The following is a 26,420-nucleotide window of genomic DNA, read 5'->3' as shown; positions in this document are numbered from 1 at the left end:
GTCGGGTCGGCAAGCAGCGTGCGCCGAGACCGGGGCCGTCACTGTCGGCAACCGCACAGTCGCGTGTCGTAAGTCCGCCGCTGTCGGCACCCGGCCTGGGGCCCGTCGGCCGAGGGCCGTGGTTCCGCACGGCGTCCCCCCGTGAACGGTTCCGCGCCGGTTCATCCGGAGCGGGTGATGACGGACAGTGGCGGTCTTCCTACGGTGGAGGCATGGCTGTCGTTCGTCCGACCCCCGCCGACCCCACACCCGGCCTGCGGGCCGCCGCCGGGCAGAGCGGCGACCAGCGGGCCATGCCGCCCGAGCTGGGCCCGGACTCCATCGCGGTGCTCAGCGGCCCGACCTTCATGTACTCCGACCCCTGCGGGGACGTGCCGCCGGGCAGCATCGGCGGTTTGGTGCACCTGGACACCCGGCTGCTCAGCGGCTGGGTGCTCACCGTCAACGGCGAGCAGCTGCTGGTGCTGCGCGCCGAGACCGTCGACCACTACTCGGCCCAGTACGTGCTGACCAACCCGGCCCAGTCCGGCCTGCCACCGGACAGCCTGGGCATGCGGCGGCTGCGGTACGTCGGCGACGGCTTCCACGAGCGGGTGGAGATGGTGTCCTTCCGGCCGGAACCGGTCCGGTTGGAGCTGCGGCTGGCCGTGGGCGTCGACTTCGCCGACCTGTTCGAGGTCAAGTCGGGGGTTCGGGACCGCTCCGCGGAGATCACCCGCAGCCACGCGCAGGACGGCTCGGAACTGTGCTTCACGTACGCCCGGGGAGATTTCGCCGCCGAGACCCGGGTCTGCTGCTCCCGGCCGGCGGACCGCGTCGAGGGCGACGACCTCGTCTGGGACATCACCCTGCACAGACGGGAGGAGTGGTACGTCGACCTGCACGTGCCGCTGCCACCGGGAATGGGGGTGGTGGAGCCGGTCCGGGGCGACATCGCCGACGTGTTCCACCGCCGCGCCGACGACCCGGTGCGCCGCTGGGCCCTCGGGCGGGCGGTGCTGCGCAGCGACAACCAGGCGCTGGCGCGGACGCTTGCGCAGACCCGCGACGACCTGGCGGCGCTGCGCCTCGACCTGGAGGTCAAGGGGCAGCGCATCATGCTCCCCGGCGCCGGCCTGCCCTGGTTCCTCTCCGTCTTCGGCCGCGACACCCTCATCACCGCGTACCAGACGCTGGTCGCGGGCCCGGCCCTGGCGAAGGGCGCGCTGCTCGCGCTGGCCCGGTTGCAGGGCGACACGTGCGACGACTTCACCGACGAGGAGCCCGGCAAGATCCTGCACGAGGTGCGCAGCGGCGAGCTGACCAGGACGGGAGTGAAGCCGTACGGGCCGTACTACGGCTCTGCCGACGCCACCCAGCTCTGGCTGGTCCTGCTGTCGGAGTACTGGCGGTGGACCGGCGACGACGAGACCGTGCGCTTCCTGCGTGACAACGCGCTCGCCGCGCTGCACTGGATCGACCGGTACGGCGACCGCGACGACGACGGCTACGTCGAGTACGCGACGCGCTCCCCGGAAGGGCTGGGCAACCAGTGCTGGCGCGACTCCCCGGACGGCGTCTGCTTCGCCGACGGACGCATCCCGGTGCTGCCGATCGCCACCAGCGACCTGCAGGGCTACACCTACGACGCGAAGCTGCGCCTGGCCGAGCTGGCCGACGGGCCGCTCGCCGACCCCGACCTGGCCCGCCGGCTGCGCGCCGACGCCGAGGCGCTGTACGAGCGCTTCAACCGCGACTTCTGGATCGACGACCGGGGCGGTTTCTACGCGGTCGGGCTGGACGGCGACAAGAACCCGATCGACTCGAAGACCTCCAACATGGGGCACCTGCTGTGGAGCGGGATCGTGCCGCCGGAGCGGGCCGGCGCGGTGGTGCGGCAGCTGATGGGCGAGGACATGTTCTCCGGTTGGGGGATCCGCACGCTCTCCTGGGACGATCGGCTCTACAACGCCCTCGGCTACCACCTGGGCACCGTCTGGCCGCACGACAACTCGCTGGCGGCGCTCGGCATGGCCCGCTACGGCTACCGGGCGGAGGCGAACCGGGTGAGCCTTGCCCTGCTCGAGGCGGCCGAGCAGTTCGGTCACCGGCTGCCGGAGGCGATGAGCGGGTTCCCCCGGGAGCGGCTGCTCTTCGCGATCCCGTACCCGACCGCGTGCAGCCCGCAGGCGTGGGCGGCCGGCGCGCCGCTGGCCTTCGTCCGGGCGATGCTCAACCTGAACCCGGTGGATGGCCGGCTGGTCCTCGACCCCGACATCCCGCACGAGATCGGGCGGATCGCCGCCGAGCGGGTGCGGGCGTTCGGACGCTGCTGGGAGGTGGAGGCGGTCGGGCAGACCGGGCACGTCCGGCTGGCGGAGTGCTGAATCGTCCGACCCGCCACGTTTGCCCCGCCCCGGGGTGGGAACGGGGCGGCAATGACGAAACCTCGTGTGGTGATCGTGGGGGCCGGGTTCGCCGGTTACCACGCGGCGAAGACGTTGAGCCGGCTGGCCCGGGGCCGGGCCGAGATCGTGGTGCTGAACTCCACCGACTACTTCCTCTACCTGCCGCTGCTGCCCGAGGTGGCCGCCGGCGTTGTCGAGCCCCGACGGATCTCCGTGCCGCTGACCGGGACGCTCGACGGGGTGCGGGTGCTCATCGGCGAGGCCGACCACGTGGACCTCCAGAACCGCTGGGTCGGCTTCACCCAGCCGGAGGGGGACCGCAACCGGATCGCGTACGACCGGCTGGTGCTGGCCGTCGGCAGCGTCAACAAGCTGCTGCCGATCCCCGGTGTGACCGAGTACGCCCACGGCTTCCGTGGCCTGCCCGAGGCCCTCTACCTGCACGACCACGTGATCCGGCAGATCGAGCTGGCCGAGCAGACCGACGACCCGGCCGAGCAGCAGGCGCGCGCCACGTTCGTGGTCGTCGGCGCCGGCTACACCGGGACCGAGGTGGCCGCGCACGGCCAGCTCTTCACCGACGAGCTGGTCTCCCAGCGCCCCCGACTCAAGATCCGCCCGAAGTGGATGCTGCTCGACGTCGCGCCCCGGGTGCTGCCGGAGCTGGACCAGCGGATGTCGGAGACCGCCGACCGCGTGCTGCGCCGTCGGGGCGTGGACGTGCGGATGGGCACCTCGGTGGCCGTCGCGACCGCCGACGGGGTGACGCTCACCGACGGCGACTACGTGCCCACCTGCACCCTGGTCTGGTGCGTCGGCGTGCGTCCCGACCCGTTCGTCGCCGAGCTGGGACTGCGCACCGAGCGGGGCCGCCTGGTCGTCGACGAGTACCTCAGCGTCCCCGGCTTCCCCGAGGTGTACGCCTGCGGCGACGCGGCCGCCGTGCCGGACCTGGCCCGCCCGGGGCAGATCTGCACCATGACGGCGCAGCACGCGCAGCGGCAGGGCAAGCTGGCCGCGCACAACATCGCCGCCTCCTACGGGCAGGGGCGACGCAGGCCGTACAAGCACCACGACCTGGGCTGGGTGGTCGACCTGGGCGGCAAGGACGCGGCGGCGAACCCGTTGAAGGTGTCGCTGTCCGGGCTGCCCGCCAAGGCGGTCACCCGCGGCTACCACCTGTTGGCGATGCCGGGCAACCGGATCCGGGTGGGCGCCGACTGGATGCTCGACGCCGCGCTGCCGCGCCCGGCCGTGCAGCTCGGCCTGGTCCCGGCCAACGCCGTGCCGCTGGAGAGCTCCTCGCCTGAGGTGGCCGTCCGGGCGCGCTGACCGCCGCCCGGTGCGCTCGCGGCCGACCGCCGACAGGTTCCGCTCCCTGGGCGGTCGCCTCAGCGCGGGGCGAGGGCGGCGTCCGTGGCGGGACGGGCGCCGGCGACGAACGCGTCCAGGGCCGCCCCGTGCAGCACCCCGCCGGGCACCGGATCCCGTGCGGCCCGGGCGGACAGCCGGGCCACCGGCAGCCGCCCGGGGCGCAGCGCGGCGGCGAACACCAGGTTGCCGTACCGCCGCCCGCGCAGCATCCGGCGGTCGGCGACCAGGCAGACGTCGGCGAAGACCGCCCGCAGGGTGGCCGCCTGGACCCGGGCGAAGACCAGCGGCGGCAGGTCGGTCACGTTGACCAGGAGTACGCCGTCGGGGCGCAGCGTCCGGGCCACCTCGGTGACGAACTCGACGCTGCGCACGTGGGCGGGCATCCGCGCCGCCCGGTAGATGTCGGCGAGCACCAGGTCGTAGCCGGCCGCGGGCGCCCGGGTCACCGCGTCCCGGGCGTCGGCCACCCGCACGTCGACGCCGACGGGTGGCGCGGGCAGTTCCCGCGCCACCAGGTCGACCACGGCCGGATCGCGTTCCACGACCAGTTGCGGCGAGCCGGGCCGGGTGGCGGCCACGTAGCGGGGCAGGGTCAGCGCGCCGCCGCCCAGGTGCAGCACGGCCAGCGGCTGGCCGGGCGGCGCCGCCAGGTCGGCCACGGCGGCCATCCGCCGCACGTACTCGAAATGCAGGTGCCGGGGATCGGCCACGTCCACGTAGGACTGCTCCACGCCGGCGGCGAGGAGCGTACGCCCGGTGGGGCGGGCCGGGTCGACGACCAGCTCCAGCCGGGGCGCGTCGGAGGGGTCCACCCCGGCAGGCTAGCCGAGCCGGGGCGGGCCGGCGGGTGGACGTCCGCCGGCCCGTACGCCGGTCAGCCGGTCGCCATCCCGGCGCCCGCCTCGTCGATCGCGTCGTCGACGGCGTGGGCGAGGTCCACGTCCATCGCGGTCACCGCGCCGGCCTGCCGGGACCGTACGGTCAGTATGGCGGTGCCCGGGTCGGGGCGACCGATGCGCGGGCCGCGACCGGTCTCCTGGCGCAGCCGGTCGATCCGGTCCAGCACCCGGTCCAGGTTGTCCGCCGGCAGCTCCAGCGTGCGGGACAGCGCCTCGCCGTCGCCGGACCAGTAGGGCAGCGCGCCGAGTGCCTCCCGCAGGTCGGTGTCGCTCAGCGGGGGCGTCGCGCTGACCGCGCCGACCACCCCGCCACCGACGGACGGCGGCTCCAGCAGGTCACGCAGGCCGTCCGGCACGTGCAGCGACTCGATCAGGTCGCCGTCGTGGTCGGCCAGCGCCGCCACGGTCGCCTCCGCCTGGTAGCGGGCCTGCTCCGGGGTACGGCCGCTGATCCGGCCCACCTCGGCCAGGAAGCCGGGCAGGTCCGGGCGTCGCCTGATGCCGTCCACGGGAAGGACGTCGTGCAGCTTCGTCGGCACCGCTGCGAGCAGCCGCCGGCGTTCCGCCTCGCCGAGGGCGAAGGCCAGGACCAGCACGGTCGACTCGACGCCCACCTTGGCGGTCCGGAAGTCGGTACCGGTACGGCGGACGACGTCGTCGACCAGCGCGTGGTAGCCCAGCGGGGTCCCCTCCGGCGCACCCGAGCCCCGGTCGGGCAGGGGGCGGGGGGACTCCGGGACGCCCGCCGCTGGCGGCGCCGGCCCGCCCCGCGTGCTGTCCGGCTTGTGGCGGCTGCCAGCCGGCGGCGGACCGGCGCGCTTGCCCTGCTCCAGGTGGGTGAGCTGCTTGGAGGCGCTCAGGCTGGCCCCCGTCTCGCTGGCCTGCATGCCGCGCTCCCGGGCCTGGCGGGCCAGCGCGCGGCGACGTTGGTTGTCGCCCTCCATCTGCTTGCGCATGGTGACACCTCGCTTCCGCTGGTGTTTCCTCGCTTCCGCCGGTCGCCTTCCCGCCGGCGCCGGCACCGAAACGGACGCCGACGGCCGGGCCGGCGATGCCCGGATGGGCGGCGGGACAGCTTCATCCGGCGGGGGTGAGGGGCGGTCACCCGGCGGGAGCCGACGATCGCAGCGGACCGGAGAACTTCCGAGAACGCGGAAGGACAGGTCGTGATGAAGAGGATCGTCGAGATCGTTCCCGCCCGACCCGGCTGGTACGCCCGCTGGCGCCTCTCGCCCGAGGACACCCGCTGCTACCCCGTGAGCCTGTGGGCGCTGCTGGAGGAGGGCGACGGCTCGGGGCGTGAGGTGGTCGGGGTGGACTGCATCGGGCAGTGGCCCGGGGCGGACGACAACGAGGCGGGTGGGGTGTTCGTCCGCTATCTCTTCCAGACTCCCGATTCCGGGCCGCCGGAGGACGCCGAGCCGCCGACGACGGGCCAGCGGCGGACCACCGGACCCCGGCTGCAACCACTCACCGCACCCTGAGCCTCACTCCGGCCCCCGGCCCCTGGTCCCAGGGTCGGGGGCCACCCCTCGCCCCGCGCGGAGCCCGGCCGGCCTCAGCCCGCCCGGCGGGTGGCGCCGTCGGTGCCGTGTTCCACCGCGAGCAGCTCGGTCAGGCCGGTGCGGTCGAGCAACTGCTGGAGCTGGGAACCGACCCCGGTGAGCCGGACCGCGCCCGTGCCGTCGTGATGGGCGGTCAGGAACGCGCTGAGCCCGGACGAGTCGCACAGGCTGACCGCGCTCAGGTCGAACAGGAGCTCCTGGTAGCCGTCCCGGCGCAGCTCGGCGGTGGCGGCGACGAGCTCCGGGGCGGTGTCGAAGTCCAGCTCACCGGACAGCCGGAGCCGGGCGCGCCCGGCGTCGAGCCGGGTCACCTCGATGGTCAACAGCTGAGCGGCCATGCGCCCATGTTCCCAGTCGCGGGCCCGGGTGCAAAGCGGGGGGCCGGGCGGAGCGCGTCAGGCGGTGCCGGCGTCCTCCGCCGCCGCCAGGCTCTCGCCGAGCGGCCGGGCGAGCAGGCCCGCGACGCCGGTCATGTCGAGGATCGTCGCCAGGAACCGGGGCACGGCGCGCAGCCGGAGGGCGGTGCCGCACTGCTGCCCCTCGCGCCACGCGTGCACGATCACCCCCAGGCCGGTGCTGTCGATGAAGAGCAGGTCGGTGAAGTCGAGGACGAGGGCCGGCGGAGCGCCGGCGAGGATCCGGTCGACCTCGGCGCGCAGCGGCCCGGCGGTGGTGTAGGCGAGGTCGCCCCCGACCCGGATGAGCGGTGCGGCGGGATCGGACCGGTCGACGGTCATGCTCAACGGAGTCGCCTCGGGTTGGCTCCGACGGGACAGCACGATCACGCCCTTTCGCAGGCCGCCGAGGGGCGGGGATGCAGGGATCGTAACAACGCGTCGCAGGTCCCGCCGGGCACCGAGCGCCGACCGCACGACGGGCGTCGGGTGGCGTTCGCGGCACACGGGCGTAGGGTGGGTGCGAGAGATCTGACCACCTGTGCTGCCTCCCGGTGGTACGGGTTTCGACAAGGAGTGGGGCTCAGCCGGTGACTGCTGCGGACGTCCGGGACTCAGATCCCGGCGACGGGCGGGTCCCCACACCGAGTGCCGCACGGGCCACGGCGTGGTCCGGCGGCGCCCCGGCACGCCCGGCCTCCGCGCTCCCCGCCCTGGCGGCCGACCGGGAGCACGCGGCACCCGACTGGTCCGAGGTCGTCGAGCACTTCCGCGAGGGTCTCGTCGTCTGCGACGCGCGAGGCGTCGTCCGGCACGTCAGCCCGGTGGCCGAGCGGCTGCTGCCCGAGGTCACCCCGGGCGAGCTGCTCGCGGCGGCCAACCTTGCCGGGCTGACCGCCGACGGCGAGTTCACCCACCACGGCCGCCGGCTGCGTGCGCGCCGGGTGCCGCTGTCGGCCGCCCGCTGCTGCTGGTACGTCGAGGACGTCACCGAGAGCGTCACCCGCGCCGACGCCCTGCTCGCCGAGCGGGCCCGCTCGGCGTTCCTGGCGGTCGTCGGCGAGAAGCTCGGCAATCCCCTGCACCCGGACCGGGCCGCCGCGGCGGTGGTCCGCCTCGCCGTGCCGACGCTGGCCGAGATGGCGGTGCTGGTGCTGGCACCCCGTTCCGGTCGGGCGCGCTGGTGGCGGGCCGCCCGCAGCGACGACGACGCCCCGGTGGTGGACAGCGGCATCCTGCCCGCCGTCGACCTGCCCGCGGCGATCACCGAGGGGCTGGACGGCGGGGAACCGCACACCCTCGACTGGCTGGCGGAGCAGGCCGCGGAGGCCGGCTGGCTGCCCGGGCTCACCGCGGCGGAGGCCTGCGTCCGGGTGGTGCCGCTGCCCGGTCGCGACGCCCCGGCCGGCGTGCTGCTGGTCGCGCGGCGCGTCGAGCGCTGGTACGACGAGGCCGACGTGGACCTGGCCCGTGCCTTCGCGGCCCGGGCGGGGGCCGCGCTGACCACGGCGCTGCTCTACCGCGACCAGGCCGAGGTCGCCGACACGCTCCAGGCGAGCCTGGTGCCGGTGGAGCCGGCCGAGGCGACCGGGGTGCAGTGGGGCACCGCCTACCGGCCGGCCCAGGCCGGGCTGCGCATCGGTGGCGACTTCTACGGCTCGCACCGGCTGGCCGACGGCGGCTCCGTGTTCTTCCTGGGCGACGTCTCCGGCAAGGGTGTCGAGGCGGCGGTCTTCACCGGCCAGCTGCGTCAGTGCCTCCAGGCGCTGCACCGGGTCGAGTCGCAGCCGGGGCGCCTGCTGAAGCTGCTCAACGACGCGCTGCTGGAGACCAGCCAGGCGCAGGGGCAGGGGCGTTTCGCGACGATGGTGCTGGGAGTGGTCCGCGCGCACCGCGAGGGCGGCCTGACCCTGACCCTGGCCGGCGGTGGTCATCTGCCGCCGCTGGTGCTGCGCGGCTCCGGCGAGGTCGAGCCGGTCCCGCTGTCGGGCATGCTGGTCGGCGTGGTGCCCGATCCCCGGATCGGGGAGGTGACCGTCCGGCTGGAGCCGGGCGAGACCTGCCTGCTCTACAGCGACGGGGTGACCGAGGCGCGCGGGGGCCGCCGCGGCAACGAGCAGTTCGGCACGGAGCGGCTGGTGCACGCGGTCACCGGCTGCCAGCGGATGCCCGCGCCCGCCCTGGCCGAGCGCGTCGAGCAGGTGACCTGCGACTGGCTGGCCCACGGCGACCACGACGACATCGCCGTGCTCGCGCTGCGCGCGACCGGTCCGGGCGGGCGCACGCCCAGGCACCTGCACGCGGTGCCCGACGCGAGCGGCACCGCCGAGACGAGGGGGACCCGACCGTGACCGCCGCCCCGACCGCCGACGCCACCCCGGCAGGCGTCTGGCCCGGATACCTGGACTGCCTCCAGGAGGCGGACGAGTACGCGGCCATCGAGGTGGCCACCGGCCTGCTCGAGGCCGGCGTGCCCGCCGAGCGCGTCCTGCTCGACCTGGTTGCCCCGGCGCAGGCCGAGGTGGGGGAGCGGTGGGCGCGCAACGAGTGGAGCGTCGCCCAGGAACACGCCGCGACGCACATCAGCGAGCGGGTGGTGGCGGCGGTGGCCGCGTACGCGAACCCGCGCCCGACGCGGGGCCGGGTGGTGGTGGCCTGCATGGACGGCGAGTGGCACGCCCTGCCGCCCCGGCTGGTCGCCGAGGTGCTGCGGCTGCGGGGCTGGCAGGTCACCTTCCTCGGCGCGAGCGTCCCCGCCCCGCACCTGGTGTCGTACCTGCACCGGCACGACGCCCACGCGGTCGCGTTGGCCTGTGCGCTGCCGATGCGCCTGCCGCACGCGCACCGCATGATCGAGGCGTGCCGGCGCGTGGACGTCCCCGTGGTGGTGGGGGGCCGGGGGTTCGGCGCGGACGGCCGCTGGGCCCGGCGGCTCGGCGTCGCCTGGGCGCCCGACGCCCCGACCGCCGCGAACCTGGTCGCCGACGAGCGCGCGCTGCGTCGCGTCCCGCCGGCGGAGTTGAGCCACCTGGCCGACGACGAGTACACCAGCCTGCTCAAGCGGCGCGGCGAGCTGATCGACGGGGCGCTGGCGGACCTGCGGGAACACGACCCGGGGACGCGTGACTACACGCCCAGCCAGCTGGACTCCACCGTCAGCGACCTGGGCTACATCGTGGACTTCCTGGCCGCCGCGCTCTACGTCGACGACGGCTCGCTGTTCACCGAGTTCGTCGACTGGCTGGTCGAGATCCTCACCAGTCGGGGTGTGCCGGCCCCCGCCCTGGGGTCGACTCTGGAACACTACGGGCGGGTCCTGCGCGACTTTCCCCGGGCCGCGCGGTTCCTCGGGGCGGCGCGGTCGTCCCTGGCCAGGGCGGGTGACTCCGGGGCGCGATGAGCGCCGGTGCGGCCGTGTCGGGTGCCCCTGCTTATACTTGCCACACTGCAAGCATCCGCCTGCGGTCAAGCGAGGGGGTCCAGGGGTGACGTTCACGGTCACGTACGCCGACCGCGACGGCGGGGCGGCACGCCTGCGGTTGGCCGGCGAACTCGACCTGAGCACCGCGCCCGAGCTCAACGCGGCCATCGACCGGCTGGTCGACGCCGGCGAGCGCCGCCTGCTGGTGGACCTGACGGAGCTCACCTTCTGCGACTCCACGGGGATCGCCGCCTTCGTCCGGGGCGACAACCGGGTCGCCGCCGACGGCGGGTGGCTGCGGGTCACCGGCGCCACCGGTCGGGTCGACCGCGTGCTCCAGGTGACAGGGCTGGCCGAGGTGCTGAGACACGAGTCCGGCAGGGCCGACCCGACCGCGCGGTCCGCCGGCTGATGGGCTAGATTTCCCCGCCGGCACAGAGCGCCTCGCGATTCTCCGTTCCACCGACCCGAAGCAGGTAGTGATGGGTGCAGACACCCCGAGTCCGGTTCGCATCCTGGTGGTGGACGACGACCCGGGCGACGTGTTGATGATCGAGGAGGCCCTCGCGGACTCCGACGTCGAGAAGGTCATCGACGTCGTCAGCGACGGCCAGGAGGCGATGGAGTTCCTGCGCCGCGAGGGGCGGCACACCGACGCCCGGCGGCCGGACGTCATCCTGCTCGACCTGAACATGCCCCGGATGGACGGGCGTCAGGTGCTCGGCGAGGTCAAGGGCGACGAGGACCTGCGTACGATCCCGATCGTCGTGCTGACCACCTCCAACGCCGACACGGACATCGTGGGCAGCTACACGCTCCAGGCCAACGCCTACGTCACCAAGCCGATCGACCTGGACGACTTCAACGACGTGGTGCGCCGGATCGACGAGTTCTTCGGCCGGGTGGTCGTGCTCCCGAAGCGCTCCTGAGGCGCCCCCGGGCGGTCGGCCCCGCCGGGTCGCGGCGACGCGCCCGGCCTTGCGGGCGTCCGCATGGTGAACATTTTTCCCGAAGCCCCTCCGCTGCCGCCCCCAGCGCCGAGGATCCAGGGTGGGGAAGGAAACACCGGCTGCCTGGGGGGCGACAGTATGAGGTTCTGCGTCGTGGAGACCGGCTACGACCAGCGGCAGGTCGATTCCTGCCTGGACGAGATCGGCGTCCGGTTGGCCCGGCTCGCCGCCCGGACGGAGGGCGCCGCGAGGGCCGGTCGCGAGTGGGACGAGATCCGTGACGAGGCGACGGCGCTGCGCGGCCTTCTCGAACGGCTGGACCTCGGCGACGCGGACCGGGCCCGGCGCGGCACGGACGACGCCGATCGCGAGGCGGTCGACCTGCTGGCCCGGGCGCGGGTCGAGCTCGACGCGGCCCGGGAGGAGGCCCGGCAGGTGCGCGAGCGCGTCTACGCCGAGGCCGTGCAGGCCCGCCGGGACTTCGAGGAGGCGCTGTACGCCCGGCGCAGGCGCGAGGCCCGGGTGGACCGGATCCTCGAGGGGGTGACCGTCGAACCGGTCCCGGCGGACACTCCGACCGCCGCGGCCGGGATGCCCGGCAGCGGGGTGCCGGCGACCAGGATCGCCGCCCGGGGCGGCGCGGACGCGTCCAGCGAGCCGCCGGGCGGCCGCGCCGGGATCCGCTGACCCTCGCCGGCCAGGGACCGGCGTGGCCAGCCGGCCGCCGTCAGGTCAGCGCGGCGACGACCGTGGTGGCCAGGCCCTCGTGCTGGGCGTACGCGTCGGGGAAGGCCGAGACCTGCACGGCCTGGGCGGCGCCGGCCACGCTCATCTGCTGCCAGCCCGGAACCTCCCGCAGCGCCTCGTAGAAGGCCCGCGCGGCGTACGACGGGCGCATCAGTTCGCGTACGGTGCCCCAGCCGCTGCTCGGGCGCTGCTGGAACAGGCCCACGGAGTCGTGGTCGGAGCCGCTGCCCTGGTGCGGGTACCGGCTGGACTCCGGAAGCACGTCGCTGGCGAGGTTGTAGAGCCGGCTCTCCTGCATCGCGGTCGCCACGGCCACCACCATGGCGCGGCGGGGCATCTTCAGCTCGGCGCCCACGTCGACGATGATCTTGGCGTTGTCCATCTGCGCCTGGGTGAGCCCGGCGACCGGGCGCGGGCGGGGTGGCGGGGCCGGCTTACGCGGGGCCTTGCGGGTGGCCGAGGGGGTCGGCTTCGGCGTCGGGCTGGGGCTGAGCGAGGGCGAGGGCGAAGGCGAGACGGCCCGGTCCAGGGACCGCGAAGCGCGGTCGTCGTCGACGGCCCGCTCGGCCAGCGCCTCGGCCACGGGTTGCCGCGCGGCGTCGGCGTCCTCGCGCGTGCCGGCGAACGCGGCCACGCCGAGGCAGCAGGTCACGCCGGTGGCGAGCGCGACCCGGACGGGGGCCGAGGCGAGCAGGGCCCGGCCGCGGCGACGCTGCCGTTCCGCAGCGCGATGACGGCCGGTCGTCCGTTCGGTCGAGGCGGGGTCGTCCGAGCGGGTGGCCGGTCGATCCTGGGTCAGCTTCTGGTCGAGAGGGTCGTCGGGGTGCACCCGCCGAGGCTAGAAAAGCGAGCGCGTCTTGCCATCGGCCTGGTTGGTGGCGTGCGCCACAATTTGCGCCGATCTGCGGGCCGATTACCCCCGACGGCTCATCAAAGCCGCCAATCGCTCTTGTCGACCCTTTCGCATATATCCGATTAGGGGTTGATAATCGGGTGGAGAATCGATCGCGGGCTCCGGCGCCGGGCTGGCGTCGGGCCTCCACCGAACGGTGGAGGCCGCCGTGGGTCACCCGACCGACCGCCCGTCGGCCCCCGAGGTGACGGCGCAGGCCGTGCCGGCGGCGGTGGTGCAGGTCGGACCGGCGGCGGTGGTGTCGGAGCTGTCCCGCGCCGCAGGGCCCGCCGACGGGTCGGTCAGTGCCGGCCGTTCTCCGCCGGGGTGACGGTGAGCCGGTGCCGGCTGCCGTCGCCGCTGGAGAAGGGCCACAACCGGTCCGCGTGCTCCACCAGCTCGGCCAGCTGTTGCCGGCTCAGCCCCGCCGACGAGATGGAGGCGTGCACGTCGGCCCGGTACCGGCCGTCGTCGTCGCGCCCGAGCTTCGCCTCCGCGCGTACCTGCACGGTGTGCGCCTCGTCGGTGATCTCGCCCGCCGCCTCCACCGCCGCGTGGTGCAGGCAGGACGCGAAGGCGGCGGCGAGCAGTTGCTCCGGGGTCAGCCCCGAGCAGTGCGGCGCCAGTGGGGACGCCAGGGCCGTGGACAGGCTCCCGTCGTCGGTGCGTACGTGGCCGCCCTCGGCGGTCGCGGTGGCCGTCTCGTTCAGCCAGGAGCTCGATTCCGGCATCGCGTTCCTCCCGTCGCTCACCCGCCCGGCTACCCGGCCCCCGGACGGTGAAACGCGGGCGACCGGTGGGCGGCCTGAAGGACGCCGGACGGAAGCGGCCCCACGACGCCGGCCTGGCCGGACCGCGGAAGGAGGCTCAGCCGGCCTGGGTGGACCAGTCGGGTACGGGAGCCGCCTCGGTCGCCTCGGCCGCCGCCCGCTCGGTCCACGGCGACATCGACCCGACGCGCTGTCGCGGCGCCGTGGGCTGCCCCAGCGGCACGTACACGCGGGCGTCCACCGCCTCCGCCAGCAGCAGGGCCGCCATCAGGCTGGACGGCCGGTCGGCCGGGTCGTCGGCCAGGCAGCTCGCGCACAGGTCGGCCACCTCCGGCGGCAGCCCCTCGATCTCCGGCAGCGGCAGCGGCGGTTGCCGCAGGCGCGCGCCGAGCAGCTGGGTCGGAGTCGTGGTGCCTGCCTGGTACGGCAGCCGCCCGGTCAGGCAGTAGTAGAGCAGGACGCCGAGGGCGTACATGTCGGCGGCGGGTGTGACGGGTGCCCGTTCCAGCTGCTCCGGCGCGAGGTAGGCGGGCGTGCCGACCACCATTCCCTCCGGTGACCGGTCCGGGGTGCCGGACGGGGTGGCGATGCCGAAGTCGAGCACCTTCACGCCGGCCGGGGTCAGGATCACGTTCGCCGGCTTGACGTCGCGGTGCACGATGCCGTGCGCGTGCGCCGCGGCCAGCGCGGCGCTCACCTCGGCGCAGACCCGTACGGCGATGCGCCAGTCCAGCGGTCCGGCCCGCAGGTGCGCGGCCAGCGTCTCGCCCTCGGCCAGTTCCATCACGATGTAGGGCACCTGACCCTCGGGGCCAGTCCCGCAGGTGCCGAAGTCGTGCACGGAGGCCACGTTCGGGTGCACCAGCCGGGCGGCGGAGCGGGCCTCCGCGCGGATGCGCTCCACAGAGGTGTCCTGGCCCTCCTGCCCCGGGGACATCACCTTTACCGCGACCGGCCGGTCCAGCACCGCGTCGTGGGCCCGCCAGACCTCCGACATGCCGCCGATGCCGATGCGCTGTTCGAGCCGGTATCGCCCGTCCAGCGTTCTCATCGACCGCTCCCTGCTCTTCCTGGCCCGTCCCTCGACAGGTCCCCAGGGCAGCGGTACCCGGGCTCCGATCAGGGCAAACCGCTGCCGGATCCGGGCGGGGCCGCTCACTGCTGCGGTAGCTTGCGAGCCAGGGCCGCTGTCGGGGCGGCACTGCGGGAAGGCGGGCGCGCGGATGAGCGAGGTGACCGTACGCTTCGTCGGCGGCCCGGCCCACGACCTGGTCCGGGCGGTGCCCGCCGAGCCGGACGGCTCCCCGCCGGCGCACTGGATCCTGCGGCACCCCGACGGCGCCGGGCCGGCCACGGCCGGCGGACCGGACCACCTCTACCAGCGCGAGCAGCCCACCGGCGGCGGCACCTGGACGATGCGCTTCGTGCACACCTACCCGGTGGGCATGACCGAGTGAGGTCGCCCGTCGCCCGTCGGGCGGGGCGGCCAGCGGGCGTGGCCGGGCCACCACGGCGACGACGACCACCGCCACGTCCCGGGCGCCCGGCGGCCCGGCGGTGGACGGGCCGGCCGGCACACAGCGGGGGCACAGGTGGCGCACAAGCCGGGCACAGCGGCCCGGCGCACGATGGGGGCCATGGTGACGGACGGGCAGGTCGGGGCGGGCCGGGTCGAGCTGCGCCGCCCCGACGGGGAGCCGGTGCGGGTGCTGGTGGTCGACGACGAGCCGACCCTGGCCGACCTGCTGTCGATGGCGTTGCGCTACGAGGGCTGGCAGGTGCGTACGGCGGGCGACGGCACGTCGGCGCTGAACGCGGCGCGGCAGTTCCGGCCGGACGCCGTGGTGCTCGACGTGATGCTGCCCGACCTGGACGGCTTCCAGGTGCTGCGCCGGCTGCGTGAGCAGGCCCCGACGGTGCCGGTGCTCTTCCTGACGGCGCGGGACGCGGTGGAGGACCGGATCGCCGGGCTGACCGTCGGCGGCGACGACTACGTCACCAAGCCGTTCAGCCTGGAGGAGGTGATCGCCCGGCTGCGGGCGCTGCTGCGCCGCTCGGGCTTCGCCGTCGCCGCCCGCCCGGACGCGGTGCTCACCGTCGGCGACCTCAGCCTCGACGAGGACAGCCACGAGGTGCGCCGCGACGGCTGCCCCGTCACGCTCACCGCCACCGAGTTCGAGCTGCTGCGCTACCTGATGCGCAACCCGCGCCGGGTGCTCAGCAAGGCGCAGATCCTCGACCGGGTCTGGAACTACGACTTCGGCGGCCAGGCCAACGTGGTGGAGCTGTACATCTCGTACCTGCGGAAGAAGATCGACGCGGGCCGGAAGCCGATGATCCACACGTTGCGCGGCGCGGGGTATGTCCTCCGGCCGGCGGAGTGAGCGGGCCGCCGGCCGGCTGCGCCACCGGCTGGCCGGGGTGTCGCTGCGGACCCGCCTGGTGGTCACCCTGGTCGCCCTGCTGGCCCTGGTCAGCGTGGCCATTGGCGGGATCACCACGGTCGCGCTGCGGCAGTTCCTGATCGACCGGGTCGACGACCAGTTGACGCCGATGCGGACCGGTCCCGGTCGGGGCGTGCCGTCGCCCTTCGAGGCGCCACCCTTCGGGCCGGACGCCCGGATTCCCCGGGGGCTTCCGCCGGGGACCGTCGCCGCCGAGGTGGCCGACGGCCGGGTGGTCCGGGCCTGGACCCTCGCCGACCGGGAGGAACGCGCCGTCCCCGCCGGGGACCTGGCCGGCCTCGCGGACCTGCCCACGGACGGCCGCCCCCGCACCCGTGAGCTGGGCGAGCGCGGTGCCTACCGGGTGGTGGCGCGCCAGCTTCCGGGCGGGACCGTGCGGGTGCTCGGCCTGCCGCTGTCGGGCGTGTCGGAGACCGTCTGGTGGCTGGTCGCCGCGCAGGCCGGTGTGGCGACCGCGGGGCTGCTCGTCGCCGGCGGGGCCGGAGCCCTGATCGTGCGGGCGACCCTGCGCCCGCTGCGCCGGGTCGCCACCACCGCTGGCCGGGTCAGCGAGCTGCCCCTGGACCGCGGCGAGGTCGCGCTGTCGGTGCGGGTGCCGGCCGCCGACACCGACCCGCGCACCGAGGTGGGGCAGGTGGGCGCGGCGCTGAACCGGATGCTGGGGCACGTCGGCGCCGCGCTCGCCGCCCGCCAGGCCAGCGAGACCCGGGTACGCCAGTTCGTCGCCGACGCCAGCCACGAGCTGCGGACCCCGCTGGCGGCCATCCGGGGGTACGCCGAGGTCGCCCGGCGCGGCCGGGACGAGGTGCCGCCCGACGTGGCCCACGCGTTGCGCCGGGTCGAGTCCGAGAGCACCCGGATGACCCGCCTCGTCGACGACCTGCTGCTGCTCGCCCGGCTCGATTCGGGCCGGCCGCTCGTGGTCGAGCCGGTCGACCTGTCCGCGCTGGTGGTGGACGCGGTCGGCGACGCGCACGTGGCGGGGCCGGAGCACCGGTGGCGGCTCGACCTGCCGGACAGCGTGGTCCGCATCCCCGGCGACCCGGCCCGGCTGCACCAGGTGCTGGCGAACCTGCTGGCCAACGCCCGGGTGCACACCCCGCCCGGCACCACGGTCACCACCACCCTGCGGGTCGACGGCGACGTCGCCGTGCTCGGCGTCGCCGACGACGGGCCGGGCGTGCCGCCGGCGCTGCGGGCCGAGGTGTTCGAACGCTTCTCCCGGGGCGACAGCTCCCGGTCCCGGGCGCACGGCAGCACCGGCCTGGGCCTGGCGATCGTGGCCGCCGTGGTGGAGGCCCACCACGGCACGGTCGAGCTGGACGGTCGGCCCGGCCGGACGGTGTTCACCGTCCGGCTGCCGGGAGCCAGCTCCGGCGGGTGACCCGTGCCGGGCCGCGCCACGGGCCGGCGCCGCGGCGACCGTCGGGCGGACCGGGCCACGGGCCGGCGCCGCGGTGACCGTCGGGCGGGCCGGACGGGCGACGGTCAGTCGGCCAGCAGTTCGGCGAGGGCCTGCCCGACACGCTCCGCGTGCCGCCCGTCGGGGTCCTCGTCGGCGTTGAAGTCGCTGACGCTCATCCCGATCAGCCGACCCGAGCGGACCAGCGGTCGGGCCAGCGCGACGAGGTCGGCCCAGTCCAGCCCGTCCGGCTCGGGATAGCTGACCGCCGGGAGCACCAGCGGGTCGAGCACGTCGAGGTCGAGGTGCAGCCAGGCCGGCGTCGTACCGGCGGCGAGATCCCGGCCCACCGCCGCGGCGTCGGCGCCCCGCAGCCTGGTGGCCGGCACCAGGTGGACGGCGGGGTCGATCCGGGAGGCCTCCTTCCCGTCCGTCGCGGCCCGGTCGAGCGGCCGGTGGCCGAGCAGGTGCACCTGGTCGGGGTCGACCAGCGGCCCCTCCCGGTCGAGCACTCCCGCCGGGCCGTGGTCGGTGACGATCGACAGGTCCATGTCCGCCGCCTCACCGGTGGGCGAGGTGCGGCCGTCCTCGAAGTCGAGGTGGGCGTCGAGGAACCACAGGTCGAAGCCGGCGGGCAGCCCCGCCAGGATGCCGGGCAGGATCGCGCAGTCGCCGCCGAGCACCAGCGGATGCCGTCCCGAGCCGATCAGCGTCGTCGTGCGGGCGGCGATCGCCCGGCCGGCGCGGCGCACCTGGTCGACGCCGATCACCCCGGTCTCCGGGTCCCGGACCGGGTCGGTGATCAGGGCGTCGACGGCGCCTGCGTCGGCCGCGCCCAGCCGGCCCAGCAGCCCGGCGGTCCGCAGCGCGGCGGGCGCCCGGGGCTCGCCCCGGCCGCGTCCGGAGGAGTCGAGGGGAGCGTCCAGCACCGACCATCGCACACCCGGAGGCTAGCCCGGCCGTGGCAGGCTGGGCGGCATGTACCGGGAACGTCCGGCCGGGTTTGCCGGCGCGGTGCTCTGGACCAGCGCCACGACGGCGGGCGCCGCACCGGCCAGGGTGCTCCCCGACGGCTGCCTCGACCTGCTCTGGTCGAGCCGCTGCGGGCTGACGGTGGCCGGGCCGGACCGCACCGCGCACCTGAGCGGCGGCGGGCCGCCGGAGCGCTGGGTGGGGCTGCGGCTGCCGCCGGGCACCGGACCGGCGGTGCTCGGCGTACCGGCCGTCGAACTGCGCGACCGGCGGGTCCCCCTGGCGGAGCTGTGGGGCGACCGGGACGTCGCCCGGCTGGCCGAGCGGGCGGAGGCGGCCCCGGCCGACGTGCTGACGGAGATCGCCGTCCGGCGGCTGCGGGCGGCCGGCGGGCCCGATCCGATCGGCGCCCGGGTCGCCGCCGCGTTGGCCGCCGGCGCCAGCGTGACCGCGACCGCCGCCGGGATCGGCCTCGATCCGCGCGCCCTGCACCGCCGGTGCCAGCACCTGTTCGGGTACGGCCCGAAGACCCTGGCCCGGATCCTGCGGATGGGGCGCGCGCTGGCGCTGGCCCGCGCCGGCACCCCGCTGGCAGAGGTGGCGGCCCGCTGCGGCTACGCCGACCAGGCCCACCTGACCCGCGACGTGCGGGACCTGGCCGGCGTGCCGCCCACCGCCCTGCTGAGCTGAACGCTCGGCGATCTTCCCGGCCGGGTGACCGCTGACGCTCCGCGCGTTCCCGGTGCGGTTCCGCGTGGATCCTCACCATCGACCACGAGGCCCGACGGGTCGGGTTTCCGGTGTCCGGCGGGGCCGGTCCGCGTTCAGCTCGCGGCGAGCGGGGCGAACAGGTCCACGCCGTTGCCGTCGGGGTCGAGCACCACCGCGTACCGCTGGCCCCAGTAGGCGTCCCACGGGGGCAGGTGACCCTCGTGGCCCTCGGCCACCAGCTCCGCGTAGAGCCGGTCCACCTCCGCCGGGTCGGCGCACAGGAAGGCGAGGCTGGCCCCGCCGCCGCCCCCGGGCTTCCAGCCGGGGTCGAACGCGCGGACGGTGTCGGCGGTGTCCCAGGCCAGCCGGATGCCGCCCGGCAGGGTGACCTCCACGTGCGGCGCGGTGTCGGCGTCGGCGGGAATGTCGAGGCCGAGCCGCCGGTAGAAGGCGAGGGAGCGGGACAGGTCGCTGCTGACCATGCCGATGAGATCGAGTCTGGGTGCCATGGCTCCCACCGTAGGGAGGCTCCCGGCGCCCGTCTTGTACGAAACGGACAACCGGGCGGAGTGTCGGGTGTGCCCCTCACGACCGGGACGATCGGCGTAGCGTGTCAGACAAGTCCGGCTTTACGGGCAAATCCCTCAAGGATCCTGCCCGCGTACGCCGAACATCGAGACGCGAGGAAAGGAGCGGTCGGTGGAACACCTGGCCTACCTGGACGCGGGGTCCGGCAGCCTGATCGTGCAGGCGGTGGTCGGCGGGGTGGCCGGCGCCGCGGTGGCGGCCAAGCTCTACTGGCGGCGACTGGTCGACCGGTTCCGCCGCCAGCCCACCGACCAGCGCTGACCCCGGCCGATGGCGAACTCCCGCACCGGCCTGCGCGCCGAGCCAGGCTCCTTCCGCGACCCCGCCAACCGGGTCTTCCACCTCGACGGCGACGTGCTGCGCGGGCTGGACGAGCAGGCCGCCGGGGAGTGGCGCGCGCTGACCGCCAGCGACTTCTTCCCGCCGCTGCTCGCCGCCGGCAAGGTGTGCGGCACCGAGGCGGTCGACTCGCCGGCCGTGCCGGCGGCCGACCGGTGGGCCGCCGTCCTGCGCCACGAGCGCATCCCATTCGTCTCCCACCCGTACGAGTGGTCCTTCACCATGCTGCGCGACGCGGCGCTGCTGCACCTGGAGATCCTGCGCGCGGCCCTGCCGGCCGGGTTCACCACGAAGGACGGGTCGGCCTACAACCTCCAGTGGCGGGGCGCCGAACCCGTGTTCATCGACGTCGGCTCGTTCACCCCGGCCCGCGACGGCGAGCCCTGGGCCGGCTACCGGCAGTTCTGCCAGACGCTGCTCTACCCGCTGCTGCTCGACGCCCACCTCGGGCTGGACTTCCAACCCTGGCTGCGCGCCCGTGTCGACGGCATCGAGCCCGAGCAGATGCGCCGGCTGTTCGGCGGCGTCCGGCGGCTGCTGCCCGGCGTGCCCACCCACGTGCACCTGCACGACGCCATGCAGCGGCGCAACGCCCGGGCCAGCACCGCCGACGTCCGGTCCCAGCTGCGGGCCGCCGGCTACTCGCGGGAGCTGGCGCTGGCCACCGTACGCGGCATCGAGAAGCTCGTCCGGCGGCTGGAGCCCCGCCGTGCGGCCAGCCACTGGGTCGACTACCAGCGCACCTGCGCGTACACCGCCGACGACCGGGCCGCGAAGGAACGCTTCGTCGCCGAGGCGCTGGCCGACGGACCACGGCCCCGCCTGGCGCTGGACCTCGGCGCCAACGACGGCCGGTACGCCCGCCTCGCCGCCCGGCACGCCGACTACGTCGTCGCGGTCGAGCAGGACCCGGGCGTGGTGGACGGGCTCTACCGGGACCTGCGCGCGGCGGGGGAGCGGCGGATCCTGCCCCTGGTGATGGATCTCGCCGACCCGTCGCCCGGCGGCGGCTGGCGCGGCGTCGAGCGGGCCTCGTTCGCGGACCGGGTGGAGGCGGACGCGATCCTCGCCCTGGCCGTGGTGCACCACCTGGCGATCGGGCGCAACGTGCCGCTGCCCGAGGTGCTGGACTGGCTCGTCGGGCTCGCCGCCCCGGGCGCCCGGGTGGTGGTGGAGTTCGTCCACCCCGAGGACCCGATGGCCCGGCGGCTGCTGGCCAACAAGCCCGAGGGACTCTTCCCCGACTACCGGCCGGCCGAGTTCGAGCGGCTGCTCTCCGCGCGCTGCCGGATCGCGCGGCGACTCGACCTGCCCTCGGGCACCCGGACGCTCTACGCGGCGGTCGTGGGTGGCTGAGCCGGCGCCCCCGCCGGACCGCACGTGCGGCGACCGGCCGCCGGGCGACCGGCCGCCGGGTGACCGGCTGTCGGGTGACCGGCTGTCGGGCGACCCGCCGTCGGGTGACCGGCTGTCGGACGGCCCGCCGTCGGGTGACTGGCCGTCGGGCGAGCCGTCGTCGGGCGACCGGGTTTCCGTAGGCCAGGTTGCCGGTGGTCGGCCGGGTGGCTGGCGTACCGAGTTGGGTCGGCTGGCCGAGGTGGCGGGGCTCGTCGGGCTCGTGGTCACCCAGCCGCTGCTGGACGTCCTCGGGCGCAGCCCCGACTTCTTCCTGTTCCACCGGGCCGACCGGGGGGAGATCATGCTGCTGGTGGCGTTGGTCGCGCTGGTGCCCACCGCCGCCGTCGCGCTGCCCGGCGCGCTGTCCCGCCTGGCCGGACGCACCGCCCGCTCGGCCACGCACACCCTGCTGGTCGGCCTGCTGCTCGCCGCGCTGGCCGTGCAGATCGGCCGGCACGGTACGCCGCTGCGGGGCGTACCGCTGCTGCTGCTCGCCGCGGTGGCCGGAGCCGCCGGGGCCGCCGCGCACCGGCGCTGGCGCGCGCCCGGGCGGATGCTGCGGCTCGCCGCGGCCGGGCCGCTGCTGTTCGTGGGGCTGTTCGTGTTCGCCTCGCCCACCTCCACGGTGGTGCTGCCCCGGGGCGAGGGCGGCGCCGCCGGGGTGGCCGGGCCCGGCAACCACCCGCCGGTGGTCGTGCTGGTCCTCGACGAGCTGCCCCTGGTCTCCCTGCTCGGCGCGGACGGGCGGATCGACGCCGCCCGGTTCCCGCACTTCGCGGAGCTGGCCGGTGGCTCCACCTGGTACCGCAACGCCACCGGCGTCAGCGGCTGGACGCCCTACGCGCTGCCGGCCATGCTCACCGGCCGCTACCCGCAGCGGGCGGCCGCGCCGCACTACTCGCAGTACCCGGACAACCTCTTCACCGCCCTCGGCGGCCTGTACGACGTCCGCGCCGAGGAGAGCATCACCCGGCTCTGCCCGCCCAGCCGCTGCGAGCAGCCGGTCAGCCCGGAGCAGGGGATGGGCGTGCTGATCCGGCAGGCCGGCGGGCTGCTGCGGCAGGTCACCGCCCCGGTCGACAGCCGAGTCGACCCGGAGGACTCGTACCGCGAGCGGACCCGCGCGGAGGCGGGCGTCGACGCCGCCGAGCCGGTGCCGGCGGACCCGAAGTTCCGCTGGGACAGCCTCGACGACAACCAGCCCGCCCGCTTCGCCAGCTTCCTCGCCGGGCTCCGGCCGGCGCCCCGGCCCACCCTGCACTTCCTGCACCTGCTGATGCCCCACTCGCCGTGGGCGTACCTGCCCTCGGGGGCGCGCTACGACGCCCCGCCGGACCTGCCGAACGACGGCGACGGCTGGGCCGAGCTGGCCCGCCGGCGGCACCTCGCGCAGCTCGGCTACACCGACCGGCTGATCGGGGAGACCCTGCGTACCCTGCGCTCCACCGGCCTCTACGACCAGGCCCTGCTGGTGGTCACCGCCGACCACGGCGTCAGCTTCACCCCCGGCGCCCAGGGCCGGGGCATGGGCGCCATCCGGGCCGCCCCCGGCGAGGTCGCCTGGGTGCCGACGTTCGTCAAGGCACCGGGCCAGCGCGCCGGCCGGATCGACGACCGGAACTGGCAGCACGTCGACCTGCTCCCCACCATCGCCGACGAGGCGGCCATCCGGCTCCCGTGGCCCATCGACGGCCGGTCCGCCCGGCAGACCCCGCGCGCCGAGGCGGGCAAGGTCTTCTACGACCGCCCCGGCCAGCCGACCCCCGTCGCGGGCGGCCTGCCGGCCCCGATCGCGCCGCCCGCGCCCCACCCGCTGGTGGGCGCCGCCGTCGGCGACCGCCCGACGGGCGGCACCGCCCGGGTCGCCGACCTGGCCGCGTTCGACGCCGTGGACCCGGACACCGGACGGCTGCCGGCCGCCGTCTGGGGCGACGTGCCCGACGACGTACCCGACGGCACACAGCTGGCCATCGCCGTCAACGGCCGGATCGGCGCGGTCGTCCCCGTGGTACCCCGCGACGCCGGCGGCCGCCGCTTCGCCGCCCTGCTCGCCGACGACCGCCTCTTCCACGCCGGCGCCAACCGCCTCACCGTCTACCGCGTAGCCCCCGACAACACCCTCCTCACCCTCACCCTCACCTGACCCATCCGCCCCGCCCACCGCCCCGCCCGGTCCCGCCCCGGTCCCGCCCGGTCCCGCCCCGGCCCCGCCCCGGCCCCGCCCGGTCCCGCCCCGGCCCCGCCCCGGCCCCGCCCGGTCCCGCCCCGGCCCCGCCCCGGCCCGGCCCGGTTCCCGCCCGGTCCCGGCCCGGTCCCGGCGCCGCCCGGTCCCGGCCCCGCGCAGACCCGGCCTGGGGCCCTGGGCCCCGGCCCCCGCCTTGTCCTGCCCGCGCTCCTCGCACCCTTCCCCGGCGTTGATCATGAAGTTATTGCCCTGGAATGCGCTTTCTGGAGGCAATAACTTCATGATCAACGTGCGCGGCGCGGCGCGGCGCGGCGCGGCGCGGGGTGGGGCGGCGCGGCGCGGGGTGGGGTGGGGCAGTGCGGGGTGGGGTGGGGCAGTGCGGGCGGGCAGCGCGGGGCCGGGGCGGAGTGGGTGGCGTGGGGCGGGGCGGTGGGTGGTGTGGGGTGGTGTGGGGCTTGGTGGTGGGTGGGCGTCCGGATTGCGCGGGTTTCCCGGGTCGCTGGTCGGGAAACGGGTGACGCATGCCTCACCGTCGAACCACGACGGGCGGTATCTCCTCGACCGTGATTACGGTAAAAGCGAAGGCAATTCAACGCAGATCTGCCGGCGAAGCGAGGGAACCATGACGGAAGTCAAGCTCGATCACCCCGGTGGGCAGCTTTCGATGCCGGTGCAATCCGCGGTCGAGGGCCCCGCCGGCATCGGGGTGGGCAAGCTGCTGAAGGAAACCGGGATGACGACGTACGACCCCGGTTTCGTCAACACCGCCGCCTGCTCGTCCGACATCACCTACATCGACGGCGACGCGGGGATCCTGCGTTACCGTGGGTACCCGATCGAGCAGCTCGCGGAGAAGTCCTCCTTCCTGGAGGTCTCCTACCTGCTGATCTACGGTGAGCTGCCGACCCAGCAGCAGTTGACCGAGTTCACCGAGCGGGTCCGCCGGCACTCGCTGCTGCACGAGGAGATGCGCCGCTTCTTCGACGGCTTCCCGCGCGACGCGCACCCGATGGCCGTGCTCTCGTCGGCCGTCAGCGCCATCTCCACCTTCTACCAGGACAGCCTGGACCCGTTCGACTCCTCGCACGTCGAGATGTCCACGGTGCGGCTGATGGCGAAGGTCCCCACCATCGCCTCGTACGCGTACAAGAAGTCGATCGGGCAGCCGCTGCTGTACCCGGACAACTCGCTGGGCTACGTGGAGAACTTCCTGCGGATGACCTTCGGCGTGCCGGCGGAGCCGTACGAGGTCGACCCGGTGATGGCCAAGGTGCTGGACATGCTGTTCATCCTGCACGCCGACCACGAGCAGAACTGCTCCACCTCGACCGTGCGGCTGGTCGGCTCCAGCAACGCCAACCTCTTCGCCTCGGTCTCGGCGGGCGTGAACGCGCTCTTCGGCCCGCTGCACGGCGGCGCCAACCAGGCCGTGCTGGAGATGCTGGAGAAGATCCAGGCCGACGGCGGCGACGTCGGGTCCTTCGTCCGCAAGGTGAAGGACAAGCAGGACGGCGTGAAGCTGATGGGCTTCGGCCACCGGGTCTACAAGAACTACGACCCGCGCGCGGCGATCGTGAAGAAGGCGGCCCAGGACGTGCTCGGCCGGATGGCCAAGCCCGACCCGCTGCTGGACATCGCCATGCAGCTGGAGGAGATCGCCCTCGCCGACGAGTTCTTCGTCTCGCGCAAGCTCTACCCGAACGTGGACTTCTACACCGGCCTGATCTACAAGGCCATGGGCTTCCCGACCAAGATGTTCACGGTGCTCTTCGCGCTGGGCCGGCTCCCCGGCTGGATCGCGCAGTGGCGCGAGATGATCAACGACCCGGAGACCAAGATCGGCCGCCCGCGGCAGATCTACACCGGTGCCCCCGAGCGGGCGTACGCCCCGTTCTCGGAGCGCTGAGTTCCGGCCGTACCGACGACGGAGGCCGCCGACCCGCACCGGGTCGGCGGCCTCCGTCGTCTCGTACCCACCGCCGTCGCGCCCGACGGGGTGCGAGGAAGGGCACCTTCCAACGCAAAAGCGATAGGAAGGTGCCCTTCCTTGCCCCGTCAGCGGAGGCCGACGGCGGCCAGCAGGTTGCCCTCGGCGATCGACGGCACGGCGCGGCCCCGGGTCACCCGCTCGGCGGCGAACGACCCGGCGGTGGCGATCGCGGTCGCGTAGGCGGTCGCCGTACGCTGCGCGATGGCCGACCAGCCGTAGCGCTCGTGCACCATGACGCGGGCCCGGCGGGCGAGCTGACGGGCCCGCTCCCGGTCCGACAGCAGCGCGTCGATCGCGTCGGTCAGCCCGTCCGGGTCGTGCGGCCGGAAGGTCATCCCGGTCACCCCGGGCTCGACGATCTCGGCGAGCCCGCCGGTCGCGGCGACGGCCAGGGGCGCGCCGGCGGCGGCACCCTCCAGCGCCACCATGCCGAACGGCTCGTAGATGCTCGGCACGGCGAAGCAGTCCGACGCGGCCATCACGGCGGGCAGGTCGGTGCCGCCGAGGAAGCCCGGCAGGCTGACCGTGCCGCCGAGACCCAGGCGGTGCACCTCGGCCTCCAACTCGCCGCGGTACGGCCCGTCGCCGACGATGACGGCGCGCAGCCCGGGGTGCCGCTCGCGCAGCCGGGGCAGCCCGGCGATCAGGTGCTGCACGCCCTTCTCGTAGACCAGCCGGCCGGCGAAGGTGACCAGCGGCCCGTCCCCGGCGAAGCGGGCGCGGGCCTGCGCCACCGCGGCGGCCGGGACGCGCCAGCGGTGCGGCTCCACGCCGTTGGGCACCACGTCGACCCGGCCCGTCGGCACGCCGAACAGCCCCGTCACCTCGTCACGCATGTAACCGGAGCAGACGATCACCCGGCCCGATTCGCCGGCCAGCCAGTGTTCGACGCCGTGGATGGTGCGGTTCATCTCCTCGGGCAGCCAGCCCTGGTGTCGGCCGGCCTCGGTGGCGTGGATGGTGCTGACGA

26 protein-coding genes are annotated in these 26,420 nt (G+C 75.2%); 16 read left to right on the top strand and 10 right to left on the bottom strand.

The window, feature by feature from the left end; all coding sequences use genetic code 11:
- Positions 1-212 precede the first annotated feature (212 nt).
- Together ABZ573_RS30925 and ABZ573_RS30920 are read left to right on the top strand one after the other, a co-directional pair.
- A complete protein-coding gene (locus ABZ573_RS30925; protein WP_358122586.1) occupies positions 213-2,366 on the top strand; it encodes a glycogen debranching N-terminal domain-containing protein in 2,154 nt (717 codons plus the stop codon).
- Positions 2,367-2,417: 51 nt separating this feature from the next.
- Entirely contained in the window at positions 2,418-3,719 is a 1,302-nt protein-coding gene (locus ABZ573_RS30920; protein ID WP_151454800.1) for an NAD(P)/FAD-dependent oxidoreductase, read from the top strand.
- Positions 3,720-3,778: 59 nt separating this feature from the next.
- On the opposite strand, the gene ABZ573_RS30915 is transcribed toward ABZ573_RS30920, so the two are convergent.
- Positions 3,779-4,573 carry a fused MFS/spermidine synthase gene (locus ABZ573_RS30915; RefSeq protein ID WP_358122584.1) on the bottom strand — a complete coding sequence of 265 codons (795 nt, stop codon included), beginning with the start codon at positions 4,571-4,573 and terminating at the stop codon, positions 3,779-3,781.
- A gap of 62 nt (positions 4,574-4,635) precedes the next feature.
- Positions 4,636-5,616 carry a DUF2267 domain-containing protein gene (locus ABZ573_RS30910; protein ID WP_358122582.1) on the bottom strand — a complete coding sequence of 327 codons (981 nt, stop codon included), beginning with the start codon at positions 5,614-5,616 and terminating at the stop codon, positions 4,636-4,638.
- A 213-nt stretch (positions 5,617-5,829) separates the two neighbouring features.
- Between ABZ573_RS30910 and ABZ573_RS30905 the strand changes: the two genes are divergently transcribed.
- Complete coding sequence (locus tag ABZ573_RS30905) at positions 5,830-6,144, top strand: hypothetical protein (RefSeq protein WP_151454803.1); 315 nt, start codon at positions 5,830-5,832, stop codon at positions 6,142-6,144.
- Between the two features lie 74 nt (positions 6,145-6,218).
- Here ABZ573_RS30905 and ABZ573_RS30900 read toward each other — a convergent pair whose 3' ends face one another.
- Together ABZ573_RS30900 and ABZ573_RS30895 are read right to left on the bottom strand one after the other, a co-directional pair.
- Positions 6,219-6,563, bottom strand: a complete 345-nt coding sequence (locus tag ABZ573_RS30900) for an STAS domain-containing protein (RefSeq protein WP_151454804.1) — start codon at positions 6,561-6,563, stop codon at positions 6,219-6,221.
- A gap of 57 nt (positions 6,564-6,620) precedes the next feature.
- Positions 6,621-6,962: an STAS domain-containing protein gene (locus ABZ573_RS30895; RefSeq protein WP_358122601.1), complete on the bottom strand. Its 342-nt coding sequence runs from the start codon at positions 6,960-6,962 to the stop codon at positions 6,621-6,623.
- Between the two features lie 248 nt (positions 6,963-7,210).
- Here ABZ573_RS30895 and ABZ573_RS30890 point away from each other — a divergent pair, with 248 nt between their 5' ends.
- The 5 genes from ABZ573_RS30890 to ABZ573_RS30870 all read left to right on the top strand — a co-directional run bounded on the left by ABZ573_RS30890 (position 7,211) and on the right by ABZ573_RS30870 (position 11,678).
- The gene (locus tag ABZ573_RS30890) at positions 7,211-8,971 is read left to right on the top strand and encodes a PP2C family protein-serine/threonine phosphatase (RefSeq protein ID WP_358122580.1); all 1,761 of its coding nucleotides are present in this window, start codon (positions 7,211-7,213) and stop codon (positions 8,969-8,971) included.
- On the top strand, positions 8,968-10,020 hold the full coding sequence (locus ABZ573_RS30885) for a cobalamin-dependent protein (protein WP_151454806.1): 1,053 nt from the start codon (positions 8,968-8,970) through the stop codon (positions 10,018-10,020). The genes ABZ573_RS30890 and ABZ573_RS30885 overlap by 4 nt, the downstream gene beginning before the upstream one ends.
- Positions 10,021-10,105: 85 nt before the next feature.
- Positions 10,106-10,453, top strand: coding sequence for an STAS domain-containing protein (locus ABZ573_RS30880; protein ID WP_327028102.1), 348 nt, complete (start codon positions 10,106-10,108; stop codon positions 10,451-10,453).
- Positions 10,454-10,523: 70 nt separating this feature from the next.
- Entirely contained in the window at positions 10,524-10,970 is a 447-nt protein-coding gene (locus tag ABZ573_RS30875; protein ID WP_151454808.1) for a response regulator, read from the top strand.
- 159 nt (positions 10,971-11,129) lie between these two features.
- Entirely contained in the window at positions 11,130-11,678 is a 549-nt protein-coding gene (locus ABZ573_RS30870; RefSeq protein WP_358122577.1) for an ATPase, read from the top strand.
- A 40-nt stretch (positions 11,679-11,718) separates the two neighbouring features.
- On the opposite strand, the gene ABZ573_RS30865 is transcribed toward ABZ573_RS30870, so the two are convergent.
- From ABZ573_RS30865 to ABZ573_RS30855, 3 genes are all read right to left on the bottom strand, one after another.
- A complete protein-coding gene (locus tag ABZ573_RS30865) occupies positions 11,719-12,567 on the bottom strand; it encodes a hypothetical protein (protein ID WP_358122575.1) in 849 nt (282 codons plus the stop codon).
- A 365-nt stretch (positions 12,568-12,932) separates the two neighbouring features.
- Positions 12,933-13,361 carry an OsmC family protein gene (locus ABZ573_RS30860; protein ID WP_089000686.1) on the bottom strand — a complete coding sequence of 143 codons (429 nt, stop codon included), beginning with the start codon at positions 13,359-13,361 and terminating at the stop codon, positions 12,933-12,935.
- Between the two features lie 136 nt (positions 13,362-13,497).
- Positions 13,498-14,451, bottom strand: coding sequence for a serine/threonine-protein kinase (locus tag ABZ573_RS30855; RefSeq protein ID WP_358122573.1), 954 nt, complete (start codon positions 14,449-14,451; stop codon positions 13,498-13,500).
- Between the two features lie 172 nt (positions 14,452-14,623).
- On the opposite strand from ABZ573_RS30855, the gene ABZ573_RS30850 reads away from it, so the two are divergent.
- The 3 genes from ABZ573_RS30850 to ABZ573_RS30840 all read left to right on the top strand — a co-directional run bounded on the left by ABZ573_RS30850 (position 14,624) and on the right by ABZ573_RS30840 (position 17,249).
- Positions 14,624-14,857: a hypothetical protein gene (locus ABZ573_RS30850; RefSeq protein WP_327028105.1), complete on the top strand. Its 234-nt coding sequence runs from the start codon at positions 14,624-14,626 to the stop codon at positions 14,855-14,857.
- 180 nt (positions 14,858-15,037) lie between these two features.
- Positions 15,038-15,784, top strand: a complete 747-nt coding sequence (locus tag ABZ573_RS30845) for a response regulator transcription factor (RefSeq protein ID WP_151456524.1) — start codon at positions 15,038-15,040, stop codon at positions 15,782-15,784.
- Between the two features lie 28 nt (positions 15,785-15,812).
- Positions 15,813-17,249, top strand: a complete 1,437-nt coding sequence (locus ABZ573_RS30840) for a HAMP domain-containing sensor histidine kinase (RefSeq protein ID WP_358122599.1) — start codon at positions 15,813-15,815, stop codon at positions 17,247-17,249.
- A gap of 104 nt (positions 17,250-17,353) precedes the next feature.
- Here ABZ573_RS30840 and ABZ573_RS30835 read toward each other — a convergent pair whose 3' ends face one another.
- On the bottom strand, positions 17,354-18,208 hold the full coding sequence (locus tag ABZ573_RS30835; RefSeq protein ID WP_358122570.1) for an arginase family protein: 855 nt from the start codon (positions 18,206-18,208) through the stop codon (positions 17,354-17,356).
- Between the two features lie 37 nt (positions 18,209-18,245).
- On the opposite strand from ABZ573_RS30835, the gene ABZ573_RS30830 reads away from it, so the two are divergent.
- Complete coding sequence (locus ABZ573_RS30830; protein WP_358122568.1) at positions 18,246-18,929, top strand: helix-turn-helix transcriptional regulator; 684 nt, start codon at positions 18,246-18,248, stop codon at positions 18,927-18,929.
- 134 nt (positions 18,930-19,063) lie between these two features.
- On the opposite strand, the gene ABZ573_RS30825 is transcribed toward ABZ573_RS30830, so the two are convergent.
- Positions 19,064-19,459, bottom strand: coding sequence for a VOC family protein (locus ABZ573_RS30825; protein WP_151456520.1), 396 nt, complete (start codon positions 19,457-19,459; stop codon positions 19,064-19,066).
- Positions 19,460-19,649: 190 nt separating this feature from the next.
- Between ABZ573_RS30825 and ABZ573_RS30820 the strand changes: the two genes are divergently transcribed.
- From ABZ573_RS30820 to ABZ573_RS30805, 4 genes are all read left to right on the top strand, one after another.
- Positions 19,650-19,799 (top strand): hypothetical protein, encoded by a 150-nt coding sequence (locus ABZ573_RS30820; protein WP_165947858.1) that lies wholly within the window; start codon positions 19,650-19,652, stop codon positions 19,797-19,799.
- 9 nt (positions 19,800-19,808) lie between these two features.
- Positions 19,809-21,233 (top strand): class I SAM-dependent methyltransferase, encoded by a 1,425-nt coding sequence (locus tag ABZ573_RS30815; protein WP_358122566.1) that lies wholly within the window; start codon positions 19,809-19,811, stop codon positions 21,231-21,233.
- A 112-nt stretch (positions 21,234-21,345) separates the two neighbouring features.
- Entirely contained in the window at positions 21,346-23,418 is a 2,073-nt protein-coding gene (locus tag ABZ573_RS30810) for a sulfatase-like hydrolase/transferase (protein WP_327031211.1), read from the top strand.
- 664 nt (positions 23,419-24,082) lie between these two features.
- Positions 24,083-25,366: a citrate synthase gene (locus tag ABZ573_RS30805; protein WP_151457762.1), complete on the top strand. Its 1,284-nt coding sequence runs from the start codon at positions 24,083-24,085 to the stop codon at positions 25,364-25,366.
- A gap of 149 nt (positions 25,367-25,515) precedes the next feature.
- Here ABZ573_RS30805 and ABZ573_RS30800 read toward each other — a convergent pair.
- A partial coding sequence (locus tag ABZ573_RS30800) for a glycosyltransferase family 4 protein (protein WP_358122563.1) occupies positions 25,516-26,420 on the bottom strand: 905 nt, incomplete at its 5' end.

Origin of the sequence: Micromonospora sp. NPDC007220 (assembly GCF_040634035.1) — a bacterium.
GTDB classification, from domain to species: Bacteria; Actinomycetota; Actinomycetes; order Mycobacteriales; family Micromonosporaceae; genus Micromonospora; species Micromonospora reichwaldensis.
The sequence above is the reverse complement of the archived record's forward strand: the minus strand, read 5'-3'. Positions and strand labels throughout refer to the sequence as shown.

Bases quoted from the DNA above. Each gene is read 5' to 3' on its own strand.
- ABZ573_RS30925 (WP_358122586.1), top strand. From the start codon at position 213: ATGGCTGTCGTTCGTCCGACCCCCGCCGACCCCACACCCGGCCTGCGG.
- ABZ573_RS30920 (WP_151454800.1), top strand. From the start codon at position 2,418: ATGACGAAACCTCGTGTGGTGATCGTGGGGGCCGGGTTCGCCGGTTAC.
- ABZ573_RS30910 (WP_358122582.1), bottom strand. From the start codon at position 5,616: ATGCGCAAGCAGATGGAGGGCGACAACCAACGTCGCCGCGCGCTGGCC.
- ABZ573_RS30905 (WP_151454803.1), top strand. From the start codon at position 5,830: ATGAAGAGGATCGTCGAGATCGTTCCCGCCCGACCCGGCTGGTACGCC.
- ABZ573_RS30900 (WP_151454804.1), bottom strand. From the start codon at position 6,563: ATGGCCGCTCAGCTGTTGACCATCGAGGTGACCCGGCTCGACGCCGGG.
- ABZ573_RS30895 (WP_358122601.1), bottom strand. From the start codon at position 6,962: ATGACCGTCGACCGGTCCGATCCCGCCGCACCGCTCATCCGGGTCGGG.
- ABZ573_RS30875 (WP_151454808.1), top strand. From the start codon at position 10,524: ATGGGTGCAGACACCCCGAGTCCGGTTCGCATCCTGGTGGTGGACGAC.
- ABZ573_RS30870 (WP_358122577.1), top strand. From the start codon at position 11,130: ATGAGGTTCTGCGTCGTGGAGACCGGCTACGACCAGCGGCAGGTCGAT.
- ABZ573_RS30860 (WP_089000686.1), bottom strand. From the start codon at position 13,361: ATGCCGGAATCGAGCTCCTGGCTGAACGAGACGGCCACCGCGACCGCC.
- ABZ573_RS30855 (WP_358122573.1), bottom strand. From the start codon at position 14,451: ATGAGAACGCTGGACGGGCGATACCGGCTCGAACAGCGCATCGGCATC.
- ABZ573_RS30850 (WP_327028105.1), top strand. From the start codon at position 14,624: ATGAGCGAGGTGACCGTACGCTTCGTCGGCGGCCCGGCCCACGACCTG.
- ABZ573_RS30845 (WP_151456524.1), top strand. From the start codon at position 15,038: ATGGTGACGGACGGGCAGGTCGGGGCGGGCCGGGTCGAGCTGCGCCGC.
- ABZ573_RS30830 (WP_358122568.1), top strand. From the start codon at position 18,246: ATGTACCGGGAACGTCCGGCCGGGTTTGCCGGCGCGGTGCTCTGGACC.
- ABZ573_RS30825 (WP_151456520.1), bottom strand. From the start codon at position 19,459: ATGGCACCCAGACTCGATCTCATCGGCATGGTCAGCAGCGACCTGTCC.
- ABZ573_RS30815 (WP_358122566.1), top strand. From the start codon at position 19,809: ATGGCGAACTCCCGCACCGGCCTGCGCGCCGAGCCAGGCTCCTTCCGC.
- ABZ573_RS30805 (WP_151457762.1), top strand. From the start codon at position 24,083: ATGACGGAAGTCAAGCTCGATCACCCCGGTGGGCAGCTTTCGATGCCG.